Source organism: Methylosinus sp. C49, assembly GCF_009936375.1.
In the GTDB taxonomy this organism is placed as follows: Bacteria; Pseudomonadota; Alphaproteobacteria; order Rhizobiales; family Beijerinckiaceae; genus Methylosinus.
In genome coordinates, this window is the sequence record NZ_AP022332.1 from 2798062 (window position 1) to 2813357 (window position 15296).

The window sequence follows — 15296 nt, forward strand, 5'->3', positions numbered from 1 at the left end:
GTCAGATCGTCTGATTATAGGCGCCGACTTCAGGGTTCTCGCGCAGCACGGCGTCCACCGCGTGGAACATCTCGCGCATGCGCGCCTCCGACACCGGGCTCTCGACCACGACGACCAGCTCCGGCTTGTTCGATGAGGCGCGCACCAGGCCCCATGTGCCGTCGGCGGTCGTCACGCGCACGCCATTCACAGTGACGAGATCGCGAATCTTCTGCCCGGTGAAGGCGACGCCATCGGCCTCCATCTTCTGGAAGCGCGCGATCACCTTGTCGACGACGCCATATTTCGTCTCGTCGGCGCAATGCGGCGACATGGTGGGCGAGCCCCAGGTCTTGGGCAGAGCGGCGTAGAGATCGGACATGGACTTGCCCGGATTGCGATCGAGCATCTGCAGCACATGCACCGCCGTCAGCAGGCCGTCGTCATAGCCGCGGCCGACCGGCGCGTTGAAGAAGAAGTGCCCGGACTTCTCGAAGCCGGCGAGCGCTTTGAGCTCGGTGACGCGACGCTTGATGTAGGAATGGCCAGTCTTCCAATAATCGGCCTTCACATTGCGCGAGATGAGCTCTGGATCGGTCGCGAACAATCCCGTCGATTTCACATCGACGACGAAGGTCGCGCCGGGATGCAGCTTGGAAAGATCGCGCGCCAGCATCACGCCGATCTTATCGGCGAAAATCTCCTCGCCCGTATTGTCGACGACGCCGCAGCGATCGCCGTCGCCATCGAAGCCGAGGCCGACATCGGCGCCGCTCTCGCGCACCTTGTCGGCCATGGCGTGCAGCATATGGAGATCTTCGGGGTTCGGATTGTAGTGCGGGAAATTATAGTCGAGCTCGGTGTCGAGCGGCACGACCTCGCAGCCGATGCGCTCCAGCAGCTTGGGCGCGAAGGCGCCGGCGGTGCCATTGCCGCAGGCGGCGACGACCTTCAGCTTGCGGGAGAGCGTTACGCCGGAGGCGAGATCGTCGAGATAGGTCTGGCCGAAATTCTCCACATAGCGATAGGAGCCGCCCTCGGCGGAACGGAAGGCGCCGGCGAGCACGATCTCCTTGAGGCGTGTCATCTCCACGGGGCCGAAGGTCACGGGACGCTGCGCGCCCATCTTCACGCCGGTCCAGCCATTGTCATTGTGCGAGGCCGTGACCATGGCGACGGCGGGAACATCCAGCGCGAATTGCGCAAAATAAGCCATGGGCGAGAGCGCGAGGCCGATATCGTGCACGCGCACGCCGGCGGCCATCAGGCCGGAGATCAGCGCAAGCTTTATGGAGGCGGAATAGGCGCGATAGTCGTGGCCGGTGGCGAGCTCGAGCGGCACGCCCATCTCATGGAGCAGCGTGCCCAGTCCGAGGCCGAGCGCCTGCACCCCCATGAGGTTGAGCTCCTTCTCGAACAGCCAGCGCGCGTCATATTCGCGAAACCCCGTCGGCTTCACGAGCGGCGTCGTCTCATAGGCGTAGGTGTTCGGGGCGAGATCGGAAACGGGGGTCGGAAACATCGCATCTCCTAAAGGACGAACCTCGGTTCGCATGCACATAAGGGAAAAACGCCGCCGCGCCAAACCTCGGCGCGTCGATCCGCCGCGCGGCGCCGGCGAAACGAAACGACATATCCGACGCATCTGCCCGGCTTCCGATCCATCAGGACAAAAAAATCAATCAGGACGCGAATAGGCGCGACATCGGCCGAGCAATGGCGGAGGACGAATTCAGCGACGTTTCATACGGATATGGAATCGAGCGCCGATATATGACCGTTTTACGTCGGCGAGCCGAAAAATATAGAAAATATTCTTTGCGCCGCACTCTGCGTTCTCGGCTGCGCCGTTGCGCCGGCAGGCCCTGCGACGGCTGCAGCGAGAAAAGCGCGGCGAACCATCGTGGTTCGCCGCGCCGGCCGCCTGGCGCACATGGGGGACGCGCCAGGCTAGCTCTCGATGACTCTCGTAGAGTCAAAACGCTTTTCGGGGAGATCGGAGCGCGGTTCAGCTATAGGCCAGGACGCCGTTATAGTAAACTATTTCTATGGGATTTACATAGTAATTCCGCGGCCGATTGCGCATTCGGAGCGGCTGGGCGATCATCGCCGCCGCAATGGCAAGGAGAATTCGCATGGTCGAGCGACAGCCCTATTCGCCTCTCGCCAAGACGCTGCATTGGATCATCGCCGCTCTGGCGCTGACCTCCCTGCCGACCGGCGTGGTAATGGCCGATCTCGATAAAGGGCCGCTGCAGGACAATCTGTTCGTGCTGCACGAATCGATCGGCGTCATCGTGCTGGCTCTGATGGTTCCCCGCCTTCTCGCGCGGCTGCGCCGTCGGCCGGGCTCCAGCGCCGATCTGACGCCGGCCGAGCGTCTCGTCTCGAAAGCGACGCATCGCGGGCTCTATCTGCTGCTGATCGCGACGCCGATCGTCGGCTGGCTGGCGTTGTCGGCCTATGGCCTCGGGCCGAGCTTCTTCTGGCTCGGCCATCTTCCGGCCCTCCTCGGCAAGGACGAGCCGCTATCGAAACAGCTCTTCGAGCTGCATGAGTTTCTCGGCTGGGTCCTGCTCGCGCTGATCGCGCTGCATATCGCCGGCGTCATCCGCCATCGCATCGCCGGCGACGAGGTCGTCTGGCGCATGCTTCCAGAGGCTTGGCGCAAATAGCGAATCGCGGGGACGCGCGATGCGTCCCCGCCGATCGCGCCCTCAGGCGTGGCCCTGCGTCGGGAAATACAGCCGGTAGACTTTCTGCCCCGGCGCCACGACCGATTCCTCGTGCCGCACAATGATCTTCGTGTCGGCGTCCGGGCCGATGGTCTCCCCGTCACCCAGCACAGCGCCGGCGTCGACGAGATAAGCGGCGATATCGATCAGAAAGCCGTTCAGCTCGCTGGGATCGTCCTTGAAGCCCCGGGTCTCGATCTCCATCAGGCCAAAAGCCGTGAGCCCTTTGGTGATGGCCGAGACGCCGCCGTCCGGGTCGCGACCGAGCGCCACCGCGACGAAGAAGGGAATCGGCGGCTGATCGCCGCTTTTCGACACCACCTCGGCGACCAGCGCGGCCGGCCAGAGAGCGTCGGAGCCGGCGAAATGCACGGCGCAAGCGGCGGGCGTCGCCTCGATGACCGCCGTGATGGCGCGGCCGAGCAGGAGCGCGCGAGTCTTGGCGTCGGCGGCGCCGGTCACGGCCACCACCACATGGCCGGCATGGCCTTCGATCGCCGGCCAGACGTCCTTCCAATGCCAAGCGTAGGCGACGCAAGGATCATCCTCGGCGATGGGCGCCGGCGCCGCCACGCCGCCGATGGCCACCATGGCGCCATCGGCGAGAAACACGCTGGTTCCGCCGGGGATTTCCTTGTCCGGCGTCTGCGCCTGCGGGAAATGCCGCCGGATCGCGGCGCCGAGCGCCTCCCCCTCGGGAAGCAGCCCGTCCTTCGAGAGGACGAGCGCGAGCATTGTGTCATTGGGGGCGGCCATGCTGGGCTCCGGGTGAAAGGTGAGAATTGACGCGAGAGACCGAAGCGGACTCTCCGCCCGATTGCCCCATGTCGGGAACCGTTTTGGTTCTAGCACAGATGGCGCCATAGGCGCTTCAGCCCGCCGCCCACCGGGCGAATAGATCCGAATGCCCGATCTCGCACCCTTCGGCCATCCGACGGGCGCGACGCCAATCCTCGATCGTCTCTGCCGAAATCTCCCCAGTCTCGGTCACGGCCGCCGCCGAGCCCTCGGCCAGAGCGGCGATCAACGCCGTTTCCCCCGCGCCGAGCCGCCAAGGGCTGGGCGCCGTCTCGACGCTATAGCCGAGCCTCTCCAGCGCGCGCGCCAGCACTTCCGCCGCACGCGGCCCGGCGGCCGGTCCAAAACCTTTGTCGCGCGCCTGATGGCGGCAGAAGGCGGCGAGCATTCGCCCATCGTCGGCATGCGGGGGCATCCAGCGCTCCTCGCCGGAATAGCTCAATATCGCATAGAGCGGCAGGCGGCGCGCCGCTATCTCCTCCGCAAAGGCCTCGAGCCATTGCGCCGAGACGAGATCGAAAAATGCCGCCGAGGTCGCGAGATCGATCTTTCCCGCGAGCGCCGCGCCTGCTCCGCCGGAGAGATCGGCGGTCCGAAATGCGACATCGAGACGCCGCGCTCCCTTGGAGAGCATCAGCGTCTCGCCCTCCTCCGCGGCGTCGGCCCAGGCGATGAGACGCGCTCTCGCGGCGGCGAGCAGCGCCGGATCATGATCGATGAGAAGCCAGTTCTGACGCGCCGGCAGAAATTCGGCGAGGCCGCGGAGATTGGAGCCGGCCCCGCAGGCGAGATCGACGATGCTCAGAGCGTCGCGATCCGCAAAAGCGCGCGCGACGCTCTCGCGCAAGGCGGGATTGCGCGCGGCATGATCTGCGCCCTCGCGCAGATCGAGCCATTCGGCCGAGAAACTGCTCATGCCGCCTCCCTCGCCACATTGGCGATGATGCGCGCCGTCTCTTCCCAGCGCGGCAGCGCCCGACCGGCGCGCCAGGACGCCTCGCCGAGCCGCGCCCGCAAGGCCGAAACCGCAATGATCGCGCGCAGAGCCTCCCGTAGCGCCGCCACGTCGCCGGGCGGAATTTTCAAAGCGGCGCTATCGGGGATCGTGTCGCCCGCGGCGCCTCCCGTCGTCGCGACGATGGGCAGCCCGCGCGCCAGCGCCTCGGCGAGCGCCATGCCGTAGCCCTCGTGGAGCGATGCGGAGACGAAGACATCGGCGCGATGAAAGACCGCGTCCAGCGCCTCGCCAGAAAGCTCGCCGCGCAGAGCGATGCGCCCGCCGAGGCCCTTCGCCTCTATGAGCTGCGCGAGATCGGTCGCCGTCTGCGGCGAATGGCCAGCGCCGCCGACGATGGCGAGGCGCCAGTCGAGATCACAAAGGCCGCTCAGCGCCTCGACCAGAAGATGGAACGCCTTGCGCGGAATGATCGAGCCGACGGCGAGCAGCGCCGGCGCGCCGCCCGAGCCTCTTGCGCGCTCGGCCGGATCGGTTCCCGGCGGAGCGATGGTCAGCTTGCGCTCGCAGACGCCGAAATCGCGGATCAGCGTCTCGCCCGTATGCGCGCTGGTGGCGATCACATGAGCGGCGCGGGCCAGCGCCCGACGCTCGCTCTCGCGCAGCGCCGCTGCGCGCTCCGGCGCGAGCCACGCCTCGAGGCAGAGCGGATGATGGCAGAGCGCCACGATCGGCGCCGCAATGGCTGCGATCGCCGTCTCGGAGAGCGCGCCATAGGCGAGGCCGTCGATGAGCGCGACATCCTCCGCCGTCAATTCACGCGCGAGAATCGCGGCGACGGCGCCCTCCTCCTCGGCCGTCGGATGCGGAAAGCCGCCCGGCAGCGCGAGATGGACCGCCGCGACGCCCTGCTGCGCCAATTCCGCGAGGACGCGGCGGTCATAGCCGTAACCGCCGGTCCTCGCCTCTATGTCTCCGGGAATGGCGAAGACGAGACGCCTCACACGGCGCCCTCGAACCATGCGCGGGCGACATGGGATTCGTGCAGCGTCACGCGAATGCGCGAGATCCCTTCGCCGCCCGGCCCGAGCGCGCCGGTGCGGGCGGCGGCGGCCATGGCGTCGAAAATATGCCGCGACAGAAATTCGGTCGTCGTCTGCCGGCCCTTGAACTGCTCGATCTCGTCGAGATTCTGATAGTTCAGCGGCGCCAGCGTCGCCTTCAGCGCGTCATGGGCGCGGCCGATGTCGACGACCACCTCGTCGACGGTCAGCGTCTCACGAAAAAACGCCACATCGACGACGAAAGTCGCGCCATGAAGGCGCTGCGCCGGGCCGAACAGCTCGCCCTTGAAGCTATGGGCGATCATGATGTGGTCGCGAACTTCGACTGCGTACATTTTCTTCTCCGTTCAATAGCGAAACAATGTGGCGAGGCCGCTCGCCCCGGGCGCGAGAATGCGCTCTAGCTCCCGCGGCGCGTCGGCGAAGGGAATTTCCTCGGTGATGAGCGCGTCGAGGCGCGGATCGGCGAGCAGCTCCAGCGCCTTGTCCAGCCGACGCGCGTAGCTCCAGCGTGGCCGGCGCGAGGGCGCGACCTGCCCCACTTGCGAGGAGACGAGCCGCAGCCGATTGGCGTGAAAGCCGCCGCCGAGCGGCGCGGAGACCTGCCCCTCCCCATACCAGCTCAATTCGACGATCGTCGCCTCCGGCCCCGCCGCGGCGAGCGACAGCGCCAGCCCCTCGGAGGAAGCGCTAGCGTGGAAGACGACATCCGCGCCCAATTCCACCAGCGCGTCGGCGCCGACGAATCGCGCGCCGAGACTCTCGGCGATCTCAGCGCGAGACGCCTCGCGATCATGGATCAGCACCTCGGCGCCCGGCAGGCGCGCGGCGAGTGCGGCGACCAGCAGGCCGAGAACGCCGGCGCCGATGACGACGATGCGGTCGCCCGGCCCGGCGCCCGAATCCCAAAGCCCGTTCAGCGCCGTCTCCATATTGGCGGCGAGCGGCGCGCGGCGCGCCGGCGTCTCTTTCGGAATCGGCCGCAGCATTGCGACGGGCGCGACGAAAAAATCCTGATGCGGATGGAGGCAGAACACGTCGCGGCCGAGAAGATCGGCCGGCCCTTCCTCGACGCGGCCGACGGCGCAATAGCCGTATTTCACCGGAAAGGAGAAAGCGCCCTCCTGAAACGGCGCGCGCATGCGCTCCCATTCCGAACGCGGCGCCCGGCCTTCGAAGACGAGCCGCTCGGTGCCGCGGCTGACCGCGCTCCACAGCGTCCGCACCAGCGCCTCCTCCGGCCCGGGCGTCGCGAGACGCGAAGTGCGCAGCGCCGCGCTCCGCGGCGCCGCGATCCATAGGGAGCGCGCCTCTTTCACACCATCAAAGTAGGATTTATGCGACTCGGCCAATTTACAAACCTCGTGCCTCGCGGATATTGCTAGAGCACGGCGGCGATGCGCGCCAGCCGACTTTCCCGCGCCCGTATAGGAAACGACGACGCGAATGTCCGCCGCCGCCCCCGCCGGCCTCCAGAGCCGCGCCGAACTCTTCCGGCGACGCCTGCTGGTCGCCGCGACCGACGCCGCAATCTATCTCGCTCTGCTGATCTGGCTCGCCGATATTCTGGGGCAAGACGGCTGGAGCGCCATCGACGCCGCGATTCTCCTTAGCTTCGCCATCGCCGCGCCCTGGAGCGTGCTCGGCGTCAGCAACGCCGCTCTCGGCTTCTGGCTCTTGCATTTCCATCCGCGTCCGCTCGACAGCGTCGCGCCCTTCGCCCGCGCCGGCGACACGCGCCGCCGCATCCGCGCGCGCACGGCCGTCACGCTGACGATCCGTAATGAGGACGCCGCCCGCGCGCTCGCCCGGCTCGCCGCCATGAAGGCCGATCTCGACGCCACCGGCGAAGGCGCTCTCTTCGATTGGTTCGTGCTGAGCGACACCACCGATCCGCGCATCGCCGCGCAGGAAGAGACCGAATTCGCCCGCTGGCGCGCGGCCGAAGGCGCCGAGGCGGCACGGCTGCATTACCGCCGACGCTCCGACAATATCGGATACAAGGCCGGCAATATTCGCGACTTCTGCGAGCGCTTCGGCCGCGCCTATGCATTCATGATTCCGCTCGACGCCGACAGCCTGATGGACGGCGAGACGATACTGCGCCTGGTGCGCATCGGCGAAGCCTATCCGCGCATCGGCATTATTCAGAGCCTCGTCGTCGGCGCGCCGTCGCGCTCGGCCTTCGCGCGTGTCTTTCAATTCGGCATGCGCGCGGGAATGCGCAGCTACACGATAGGCGCCGCCTGGTGGGGCGCCGATTGCGGCCCCTTCTGGGGGCACAATGCGCTGGTGCGCGTCGCGCCTTTCATGCAGCATTGCGAGCTGCCGCGTCTTTCCGGCGAGAGACATATTCTCTCGCATGATCAAATCGAGGCGGCGCTGATGCGGCGCGCGGGCTATGGGGTGCGCGTGCTGCCGGTGGAGAGCGGAAGCTATGAGGAAAATCCGCCGACGCTGCTGGAATTCATGCGCCGCGATCTGCGCTGGTGCCGCGGCAACATGCAATATTGGGAGCTGCTCTCTCTGCCGGGACTGCTGCCGATGAGCCGCTTTCAGCTGGTATGGGCCATCAGCATGTTCATCGGCGCGCCGGCCTGGACGGCGATCATCCTGCTCGGCGCGCTGCTGCCGCTGGTCGAGGATGTGTCGCGCTTTCCGTCCGGCTCGGCGGCGGCGCTCTATCTGCTGTTTCTCGGCTTTTATCTCGCGCCCAAGCTCGCCGGCTATGCGGACATAGCGCTGACTCCGGGCGGCGTGCGCCGCTATGGCGGCGCCTTTCGCCTGCTGCTCGGCGCGGCGCTCGAGACCGTCTTCTCCTTCATCATCGGCGCCGTCACGACATTCGGCGTCACTCTGCTGCTCGCGCGCCTTCCCTTCGAGCGCGAGGCGGGCTGGAGCGGACAGGCGCGCGACGCGCATGGCCTCGGCGCGTGGGAGACGGCGCGCGCGCTCTGGCCGGCATTCGCTTTCGGCGCTCTGATCCTCGCGATCGCCGGACTTTCCGCGCCTTCTCTGGCCTTGTGGTCGGCGCCGCTGACCTTCGGCTATGTCGCCGCATTTCCCTTCGCGCTCGCCAGCGCTTGGCCGCGGCTCGGACATTGGTTCACGCAAGCAGGGCTCTGCGGCGTCCCCGAGGAATTCGCGCCGCCGCCGATCTTCGCCCGGCTGCGCGCGCCGCAGCGGCGGGAGACGGAGCCCGAGCCTCGGCCGATCGCTTCATCGGACGAGCGCATTTCCGCGTGAGGGATCAGATGGGATCGGACGCTCGCATGAGAGAGGAAACGCGCCGGGAAGAGCTGCGCGCCTCGCTGCGCGTGCTGCGATCGGAGAGCGCGGACGCCGCCGCGCCGCGCATAATGGGCCCCCGCCGGCTCGTCGTCGTGACCCCGCGGTCGGCGGCCGACGAGCCGCTTCCGCCGGCGCAGCGGATTCTCGCATCGGCTGCGCTGGCCGGTCTTCTGCTGATCGCGGTCGCGGCGCTCTCGGACGCGGCCGCCCACGCCATGGGCGCGATGGAGCCGCGCGCCATCGCGTCACTGGAGACGGGCCGATCTCACTTCGGCTTCGGCCAATAGCCCGGCGCGCCCGGCGCTTCCGCTTGCGTCGTTTCCACCGGCCCTTCGCCGGTGATCTGTATGACGACCTCCTCCTCGCCCGCGCCGTCCCAATGCACGCCGCCGGCCGGATGCAGCACATAGGAGCCCGCCTTCACCGGCCGCGCCTTTTTGAAATCCAGCTGCTCGCCGACGCCGTTCCACCATGTGCCCGAGACCACCACCGCATGGCGATCCTGCGAATGGAAATGCGGGTTGGAATGGTGTCCGGGCGGGAAGCGCACGCGCACCACATAGACGCCGGGCTTCGACGGATCGCCGAACAGCACCGCCTGGGCGGGGCCGACGCCGAGCGGGCTCTTGAATTGAACCTCATCGGCGGTCTTGTAGACAAAACTCTTTTCCGGCTCCGCGCCGATGGGCGGGGTCTGGCCGAGAACCGCCGTCGCTGCGGCGCCCGCGAGGAGAAATCTGAGCTTGGTCATGGTTTGCTCTATGGACGCCGTCGGAAAATATCGCAGTTCGGCCGCGTCTCGCCGACCATGAGCGCAGCATAATCTCTAAAGCCTATAAGATAAATATTCAAATAGCAGCCGTCTCTCGCCCGTGCGGCGCCGCAGCGCGCTCGTCGAGCTGCGGCGTGGAGCCGCAGCGTTTCGCGCCTTTGCAGCTCTGCGGCGATTTCCTGGCGCTATTGCGAAACCCTGTCGCAAACTCTAGTGTCGAGCCCGGTTCGAACCCGGCGCCCTATGATTGCGGAACGCGGGAATGACAACGCCCGCAGCCTTCGCCCTGCCGGGCGGCGAAGAGGAAACCCGAGGGAAATGAACAACAAGAACAACAAGGTCATTACAGCCGACGAAGCGATTGCGCTCATCAGCGAAAATGACGTTCTGACCACCACCGGCTTCGTCCAGAGCTGCATTCCCGAGGCGTTGCACGCCGCGCTGGAGAAGCGCTTCGTCGAGACCGGCGGCCCCAAGGGCCTCACGCTCATCATGACCGCCGGCGCCGGCGACAGCAAAGGGCTCGGCACCGGCCGCCTGCATCATGAAGGCCTGCTGCGCCGGGTCATCGCCGGCAATTTCGGCCGCATGCCCAAGGTCGCCCAGGCCGCCGCGGAAAACAAGATTCTCGGCTATAATCTTCCGCAGGGCGTCATCTCGCAGCTCTATCGCGCCTGCGCCGCCGGCCAGCCCGGCCTCTTCTCCAAGGTCGGCCTCTATACTTATGTCGATCCGCGCTTCGGCGGCGGCCGCGTCAATGAAGTGACGACGGAAGAGATCGTCAAGCATGTCGTCATCGACGAGGAGGAATGGCTCTTCTACACGGCGACCAAGATCGACGTGGCCTTCATCCGCGGCACCAGCGCCGACCCTTCCGGCAATATCAGCATGGAGAAGGAGGCGCTGACGCTGGACGTGCTCGCCCAGGCGATGGCCGCGCATAATAATGGCGGCATCGTCATCGCGCAGGTCGAGCGCATCGTCGAGGCCGGCTCGATTCGTCCCAAGGACGTCAAGGTTCCGGGCATTCTGGTCGATTGCGTCGTCGTCGCCGACCAGCCCGAGCTGCACCGGATGAACTACGGCGTGATGTATAATCCGGCGCTGGCCGGCGAGATTCGCGTGCCGGTCGAGAGCATGGCGAAAATGCCGCTCGACGCGCGCAAGATCATCGCACGCCGCGCCGCCTTCGAGCTGCCGCCCAATGGCGTCGTCAATCTCGGCGTCGGCGCGCCGGAGGGCATAGCCGCCGTCGCCAATGAAGAGAAGCTCACCCCCTTCATCACGCTGACGACGGAAGCCGGCGCCATTGGCGGCGTGCTCGCCTCCGGCTCCTCTTTCGGCTCGGCCACCAACGCCGATTCGATCATCGATCAGAACACGCAATTCGACTTCTATGACGGCGGCGGTCTCGACATGACCTGCCTCGGCATGGCCGAATGCGACGAGCAGGGCAATGTGAACACCAGCCGCTTCGGCGGACGCCTCAACGGCTGCGGCGGCTTCATCAACATCAGCCAGAACGCACGCAGCGTCGTCTTCGCCGGCACATTCACCGCCGGCGGGCTCGACATTGCGATTCAGGACGGCGAGGTGAAAATCCTCAAGGAAGGCCGCGCCCGCAAATTCCTGAAATTCGTCGAGCAGGTGACGTTCAGCGGCAAATATGCGCAAAAGCGCGAGCAGCCGGTGATCTATGTCACCGAGCGCTGCGTCTTCCAGCTGACGAAGGAGGGTCTCGAGCTGATCGAGATCGCGCCGGGCATAGACATAGAGCGGGATATCCTCCCCCATATGGACTTCAAGCCCATCGTCAAGCATCCGATATTGATGGACAAGCGCATCTTCATCGATGAGCCGATGGGGCTGATCTCCGATCTGCTCAATCTCGATCTGCAAGATCGCGTGAGCTATGACGCCGATCGCAATATTCAGTTCCTCAATCTCGAGGGCTGGAGCGCGCGCTCCAAGCGCGACATCGACGACCTGCGCAAGATGCTGATCGACGCCTGCCAGAAGATCGGCAAGCGCGTCAATCAGGTCGTCAATCTCGACAACTTCCGCATCAGCGAGCATCTCTACGATTACTATGCAGAGATGATCCAATATATGCTCGAGAATTATTATGTGACGACGACGCGCTACACGACCAGCGCCTTCCTGCGCTTGAAGCTCAAGGAGGCGCTGAGCAAGCGCGGCATCGCTCCGCATGTCTTCGAGCGCAAGGAGGACGCGCACAGCTTCCTCGAGGTGATCGGCGAAGGCTGAGGATCTGTCTACCCTCCCCTTCAAGGGGAGGGTCGGCCGGCGATAGCCGGACGGGGTGGGGTGAGACGCGAGGAACTCTTCCCACCCGAGCGCCGAGGGCGCTCTTTGAACGTGTTTCCACCTAATCTCGTTCGGCGCGCCCCGCCCCGTTCACCCTGTCGGCGGCTCGAGCCGAGCCCCGGCGACGAACGCTCTCGATTCCGGCGCGCATTGCGCTACAATCTGCGAAATGTCGCGCCCTTCCTCCGCAGATTACGCCATAACGCCGCAGATTTTGCTGCGGGCCTATTCGATCGGGCTTTTCCCTATGGCGGAAAGCGCCGAAGAGGAGCAGCTCTTCTGGGTCGACCCCCAGGAGCGCGCCATTTTCCCGCTGGATGCGTTCAAGGTCTCGCATTCGCTCGCCAAGACGATCCGCTCGGATCGCTTCGAGGTGCGGGTCGACACGGATTTCGACGCCGTGATCGCGGCTTGCGCCGCCTCCGCGCCCAAGCGCGAGAACACTTGGATCAATTCCGAGATCAAGCGGCTCTATCGCAAGCTGTTCGACATGGGCTTCGCGCATACGGTCGAATGCTGGCGGGAGGGACGGCTTGTCGGCGGCCTCTATGGCGTCTCCATGCGCGCCGCCTTTTTCGGCGAGAGCATGTTTCATCTCGAGACCGACGCCTCGAAAGTGGCGCTGGCGCATCTCGTCGCGCGGCTCGTCAAGGGCGGCTTCCGCCTCCTCGACACGCAATTCATGACCACGCATCTCGCCTCGCTCGGCGCGATCGAGGTCAGCCGCGACGCCTATCATGCTCTGCTGGAACAGGCTTTGTCGGTTCCTGCCCGTTTCGCCGCCTGGCCGGACGACGCGCCCGTTCCCGGCCGCGAGATCGTCGCGATTCTGCGGCCAGAGCCGCAGCTCAGAATGGAAAAGGCGAAGGCGCCGTAGCGGGGGCCGGAGCCGGCGGCTGCTTCTTTTTCTTTTTCTTGGGCTTTTCGGCCGGGGCCGCAGCGGCGGGCTCGGCGCTCTCCGGGGCCTTGGCGGCCTCCGGCGGAACCGAATCGCGCGGGCCGATCGGCGCGGCCTCCACCGGGACGGGCGCGACCGGCTCGACCTTGCGGGAGCGGGAGCGCTTCTTCTCCGGCGCGGGGGCGGCGGGCGTGGCCGCAGCCGCAGGATCGGCCGCCGGCGCCTGGACGATCTCCTTGCCGCCGCGGCAATCGACCAGCCAAACATCATAGACCGGGTGCTCGACGCCATGCAGGCCCGGGCTCGCAGCGAACATCCAACCGGAGAAAATCCGCTTGGCGTCGTTCTTCCCCGTGTCCTGCTCATCGACCTCGACGAAGCTCGTGGTCTGCGGCGCCTCGGTCTGCGGGCGCGTGTTGCAGACGCGCGGTGTCACCTGAAGCGAGCCGAATTGCACGGTCTCGTCTATAGCGACATCGAAATTGATGATCCGGCCGGTCGTCTTGTCGAGCCCGGCGAAAATGGCGGTGGGATTGCGGATGGGATCGGCGGCCGCCGCGCCGAGGCCGACGAGCAAGGCGGCCCCGGAAAGAGCGATACGCAGGCGGAAGCAGCGGGAGATCATATCGGCTCTCGTTTCCGATCTCTGGCTCGGGCCGGCCGCCCGCGCCTCATGCGCCGTCGTTGAATAGGAAGAGCGTGGCGGATCGATGGTCGCGGACCGCGCCGCGACCGCCTCGCCTCAAGCCTCGGGAGACCAAGCCTGATAGTCGCCGCCGGCGGGAGCGCGGCGCCCCTCGGCCAGGATCGAGCCCGGCGGATGATAGGCGGCCGAGGTGCCGGTCAGATTGGGGCGATAGGTCAGCTCCCATTCTTTCGGCTCGTATTTCTCCTGGGTCGGCGGCGTGTCGACCGTGTGGTGCAGCCAGCCATACCAGCCGGGCGGCGTCGCCGAACCCTCGGCATAGCCCTTATAGATGACCCAGCGGCGCTCGAAGCCGAGCGCCTTGTCCTTCTTGCCGCCGCGGCGGCGGTAATAGACGTTGCCGAACTCATCCGTCCCAACGCGCTCGCCATAGAGCAGCGTCCACAGGCCCGTGCTGAGCGTCGCCCGGTTCCACCAAGTGAAGAAGCGAATGATGTAGGACATGTCGGAAGCGTCCAAGAGTGTTTGCGTGGCCCCTTATTGCGTCAAGACAGCGCAATGTCCAGTCGGGCGCGCCACTTCCATTACGTGGGCTTTGCTTTTGGCGCGAAGTCGTGGAAAAGGAGGAGTGTGACAAAAAGACGACAGCCGCCGCGCCGCCAAGGCGCGCCGCAGAGAGCTGAAACCATTGGTTTCCAGCTCTCGCGAACAAGAGCCTCGCGTCGAAATTCCAAGGGACGGCCGCATGATTTTCAAAGCCTCGAGGCTCATTCTTCACGCCGCTCTGGCGGCAATCCTTTCCGTCGGGAGCGCGCGCGCCCTCGATATTTCCGGCGCCGGCGCGACTTTTCCCCTGCCCATCTACGCCAAATGGGCGCAGAGCTATTCGAAAGAGACCGGCAATCGCGTCAATTATCAATCGATCGGCTCGGGCGGCGGCATCCGCCAGATCAAGGCGCGGACCGTCACTTTCGGCGCCTCGGACCAGCCGCTGAGCGCCAAGGAGCTCGACGCCGCCGGGCTCATCCAATGGCCGCAAGTGGTGGGCGGCGTCACCCCCGTCGTCAATCTGGACGGGGTCGGCTCCAATGAGCTGGTCCTCGACGGGACGACGCTCGCGCGCATTTTTCTCGGCGAGATCAAGGTCTGGAACGATCCGGCGATCCGCGCGCTGAACCCGAAGATCGCTTTGCCGGCGACGTCGATCGTCGTCGTGCACCGCTCGGACGGATCGGGCACGACTTTCTGCTTCACCGATTATCTCTCCCGCGTCTCCGCCGATTGGAAGGCGAAAGTGGGCCAGAACGTGGCGGTGGAATGGCCGCTCGGCCTCGGCGCCAAGGGCAATGAGGGCGTCGCCAATAATGTCGCCACGACAAAGGGCGCGATCGGCTATGTGGAATATGCCTACGCCAAGCAGAACAAGCTCGCCGCCGTCAGCCTGGTGAATCACGACGGCAAGATCGTCGCGCCGGGCAAGGAGAGCTTCGAGGCCGCCGCAGCCAACGCCGATTGGGCCGGCGCGCCGGGCTTTTTCCATCTGCTCACCGAGCAGCCGGGCGCCGCCTCCTGGCCGATCGCGGCGGCGACCTTCATTCTGCTGCCCAAGCAGCCACAGGATGCGGCGGCGGCGCTGGAGGCGCTGAAATTCTTCGACTGGGCCTTCTCCAAGGGCGCGGCGGCGGCCGAGGAGCTGGATTTCGAGCCCATGCCCGCCTCCGTGGTCACGCTGATTCGTAAAAGCTGGGCGGCCAATGTGAAGGATGCGAATGGAAAACCGCTGCTGAACTGACCATAAAGATCGGCAGCGGCCGCGCGCGGCCTTTTCAT

The 15296-nt window shown here is 66.0% G+C and carries 15 protein-coding genes; 6 read left to right on the top strand and 9 right to left on the bottom strand.

What is annotated here, in order from left to right; translation table 11 throughout:
• Nucleotide 1: 1 nt before the first annotated feature.
• On the bottom strand, nt 2-1501 hold the full coding sequence (locus tag GYH34_RS13260) for a phosphomannomutase/phosphoglucomutase (RefSeq protein ID WP_161913989.1): 1500 nt from the start codon (nt 1499-1501) through the stop codon (nt 2-4).
• A gap of 613 nt (nt 1502-2114) precedes the next feature.
• Here GYH34_RS13260 and GYH34_RS13265 point away from each other — a divergent pair.
• Nucleotides 2115-2654 (top strand): cytochrome b/b6 domain-containing protein, encoded by a 540-nt coding sequence (locus GYH34_RS13265; protein WP_161913990.1) that lies wholly within the window; start codon nt 2115-2117, stop codon nt 2652-2654.
• 42 nt (nt 2655-2696) lie between these two features.
• Here the strand turns inward: GYH34_RS13265 and GYH34_RS13270 are convergent, their stop codons facing one another.
• The 5 genes from GYH34_RS13270 to GYH34_RS13290 form a co-directional block, all read right to left on the bottom strand.
• On the bottom strand, nt 2697-3470 hold the full coding sequence (locus tag GYH34_RS13270) for a DUF4261 domain-containing protein (protein ID WP_161913991.1): 774 nt from the start codon (nt 3468-3470) through the stop codon (nt 2697-2699).
• 115 nt (nt 3471-3585) lie between these two features.
• The gene (locus tag GYH34_RS13275; RefSeq protein ID WP_161913992.1) at nt 3586-4428 is read right to left on the bottom strand and encodes an SAM-dependent methyltransferase; all 843 of its coding nucleotides are present in this window, start codon (nt 4426-4428) and stop codon (nt 3586-3588) included.
• On the bottom strand, nt 4425-5471 hold the full coding sequence (locus tag GYH34_RS13280; protein ID WP_174242406.1) for a glycosyltransferase family 4 protein: 1047 nt from the start codon (nt 5469-5471) through the stop codon (nt 4425-4427). Before GYH34_RS13280 ends, GYH34_RS13275 begins: the two co-directional genes overlap by 4 nt.
• Nucleotides 5468-5866 (bottom strand): 6-carboxytetrahydropterin synthase, encoded by a 399-nt coding sequence (locus tag GYH34_RS13285; RefSeq protein WP_036290759.1) that lies wholly within the window; start codon nt 5864-5866, stop codon nt 5468-5470. The genes GYH34_RS13280 and GYH34_RS13285 overlap by 4 nt, the downstream gene beginning before the upstream one ends.
• A gap of 12 nt (nt 5867-5878) precedes the next feature.
• Nucleotides 5879-6802 carry a zinc-binding alcohol dehydrogenase gene (locus GYH34_RS13290; protein ID WP_244635364.1) on the bottom strand — a complete coding sequence of 308 codons (924 nt, stop codon included), beginning with the start codon at nt 6800-6802 and terminating at the stop codon, nt 5879-5881.
• Nucleotides 6803-6977: 175 nt separating this feature from the next.
• Between GYH34_RS13290 and mdoH the strand changes: the two genes are divergently transcribed.
• Nucleotides 6978-8777 carry a glucans biosynthesis glucosyltransferase MdoH gene (gene mdoH / locus GYH34_RS13295; RefSeq protein ID WP_161913994.1) on the top strand — a complete coding sequence of 600 codons (1800 nt, stop codon included), beginning with the start codon at nt 6978-6980 and terminating at the stop codon, nt 8775-8777.
• A 26-nt stretch (nt 8778-8803) separates the two neighbouring features.
• Nucleotides 8804-9109, top strand: coding sequence for a hypothetical protein (locus GYH34_RS13300; RefSeq protein WP_161913995.1), 306 nt, complete (start codon nt 8804-8806; stop codon nt 9107-9109).
• On the opposite strand, the gene GYH34_RS13305 is transcribed toward GYH34_RS13300, so the two are convergent.
• Nucleotides 9088-9573: a cupin domain-containing protein gene (locus tag GYH34_RS13305; protein ID WP_161913996.1), complete on the bottom strand. Its 486-nt coding sequence runs from the start codon at nt 9571-9573 to the stop codon at nt 9088-9090. The two genes, GYH34_RS13300 and GYH34_RS13305, sit on opposite strands and share 22 nt — an antisense overlap.
• Nucleotides 9574-9912: 339 nt before the next feature.
• Between GYH34_RS13305 and GYH34_RS13310 the strand changes: the two genes are divergently transcribed.
• The gene (locus tag GYH34_RS13310; RefSeq protein WP_161913997.1) at nt 9913-11862 is read left to right on the top strand and encodes a malonate decarboxylase subunit alpha; all 1950 of its coding nucleotides are present in this window, start codon (nt 9913-9915) and stop codon (nt 11860-11862) included.
• Between the two features lie 229 nt (nt 11863-12091).
• The gene (aat, locus tag GYH34_RS13315) at nt 12092-12799 is read left to right on the top strand and encodes a leucyl/phenylalanyl-tRNA--protein transferase (protein ID WP_161913998.1); all 708 of its coding nucleotides are present in this window, start codon (nt 12092-12094) and stop codon (nt 12797-12799) included.
• Here aat and GYH34_RS13320 read toward each other — a convergent pair.
• Nucleotides 12771-13445, bottom strand: a complete 675-nt coding sequence (locus tag GYH34_RS13320; RefSeq protein ID WP_161913999.1) for a DUF2155 domain-containing protein — start codon at nt 13443-13445, stop codon at nt 12771-12773. The genes aat and GYH34_RS13320 overlap by 29 nt on opposite strands.
• A 117-nt stretch (nt 13446-13562) precedes the next feature.
• The gene (locus GYH34_RS13325) at nt 13563-13970 is read right to left on the bottom strand and encodes an NADH:ubiquinone oxidoreductase subunit NDUFA12 (RefSeq protein WP_026191357.1); all 408 of its coding nucleotides are present in this window, start codon (nt 13968-13970) and stop codon (nt 13563-13565) included.
• Between the two features lie 241 nt (nt 13971-14211).
• On the opposite strand from GYH34_RS13325, the gene pstS reads away from it, so the two are divergent.
• On the top strand, nt 14212-15258 hold the full coding sequence (gene pstS, locus GYH34_RS13330; RefSeq protein WP_161914000.1) for a phosphate ABC transporter substrate-binding protein PstS: 1047 nt from the start codon (nt 14212-14214) through the stop codon (nt 15256-15258).
• Nucleotides 15259-15296 lie beyond the last annotated feature (38 nt).

Coding starts and splice junctions, on each gene's coding strand:
- GYH34_RS13260 (WP_161913989.1), bottom strand. CDS start 1,501: ATGTTTCCGACCCCCGTTTCCGATCTCGCCCCGAACACCTACGCCTAT.
- GYH34_RS13265 (WP_161913990.1), top strand. CDS start 2,115: ATGGTCGAGCGACAGCCCTATTCGCCTCTCGCCAAGACGCTGCATTGG.
- GYH34_RS13270 (WP_161913991.1), bottom strand. CDS start 3,470: ATGGCCGCCCCCAATGACACAATGCTCGCGCTCGTCCTCTCGAAGGAC.
- GYH34_RS13275 (WP_161913992.1), bottom strand. CDS start 4,428: ATGAGCAGTTTCTCGGCCGAATGGCTCGATCTGCGCGAGGGCGCAGAT.
- GYH34_RS13285 (WP_036290759.1), bottom strand. CDS start 5,866: ATGTACGCAGTCGAAGTTCGCGACCACATCATGATCGCCCATAGCTTC.
- mdoH (WP_161913994.1), top strand. CDS start 6,978: ATGTCCGCCGCCGCCCCCGCCGGCCTCCAGAGCCGCGCCGAACTCTTC.
- GYH34_RS13300 (WP_161913995.1), top strand. CDS start 8,804: ATGAGAGAGGAAACGCGCCGGGAAGAGCTGCGCGCCTCGCTGCGCGTG.
- GYH34_RS13305 (WP_161913996.1), bottom strand. CDS start 9,573: ATGACCAAGCTCAGATTTCTCCTCGCGGGCGCCGCAGCGACGGCGGTT.
- GYH34_RS13310 (WP_161913997.1), top strand. CDS start 9,913: ATGAACAACAAGAACAACAAGGTCATTACAGCCGACGAAGCGATTGCG.
- aat (WP_161913998.1), top strand. CDS start 12,092: ATGTCGCGCCCTTCCTCCGCAGATTACGCCATAACGCCGCAGATTTTG.
- GYH34_RS13320 (WP_161913999.1), bottom strand. CDS start 13,445: ATGATCTCCCGCTGCTTCCGCCTGCGTATCGCTCTTTCCGGGGCCGCC.
- GYH34_RS13325 (WP_026191357.1), bottom strand. CDS start 13,970: ATGTCCTACATCATTCGCTTCTTCACTTGGTGGAACCGGGCGACGCTC.
- pstS (WP_161914000.1), top strand. CDS start 14,212: ATGATTTTCAAAGCCTCGAGGCTCATTCTTCACGCCGCTCTGGCGGCA.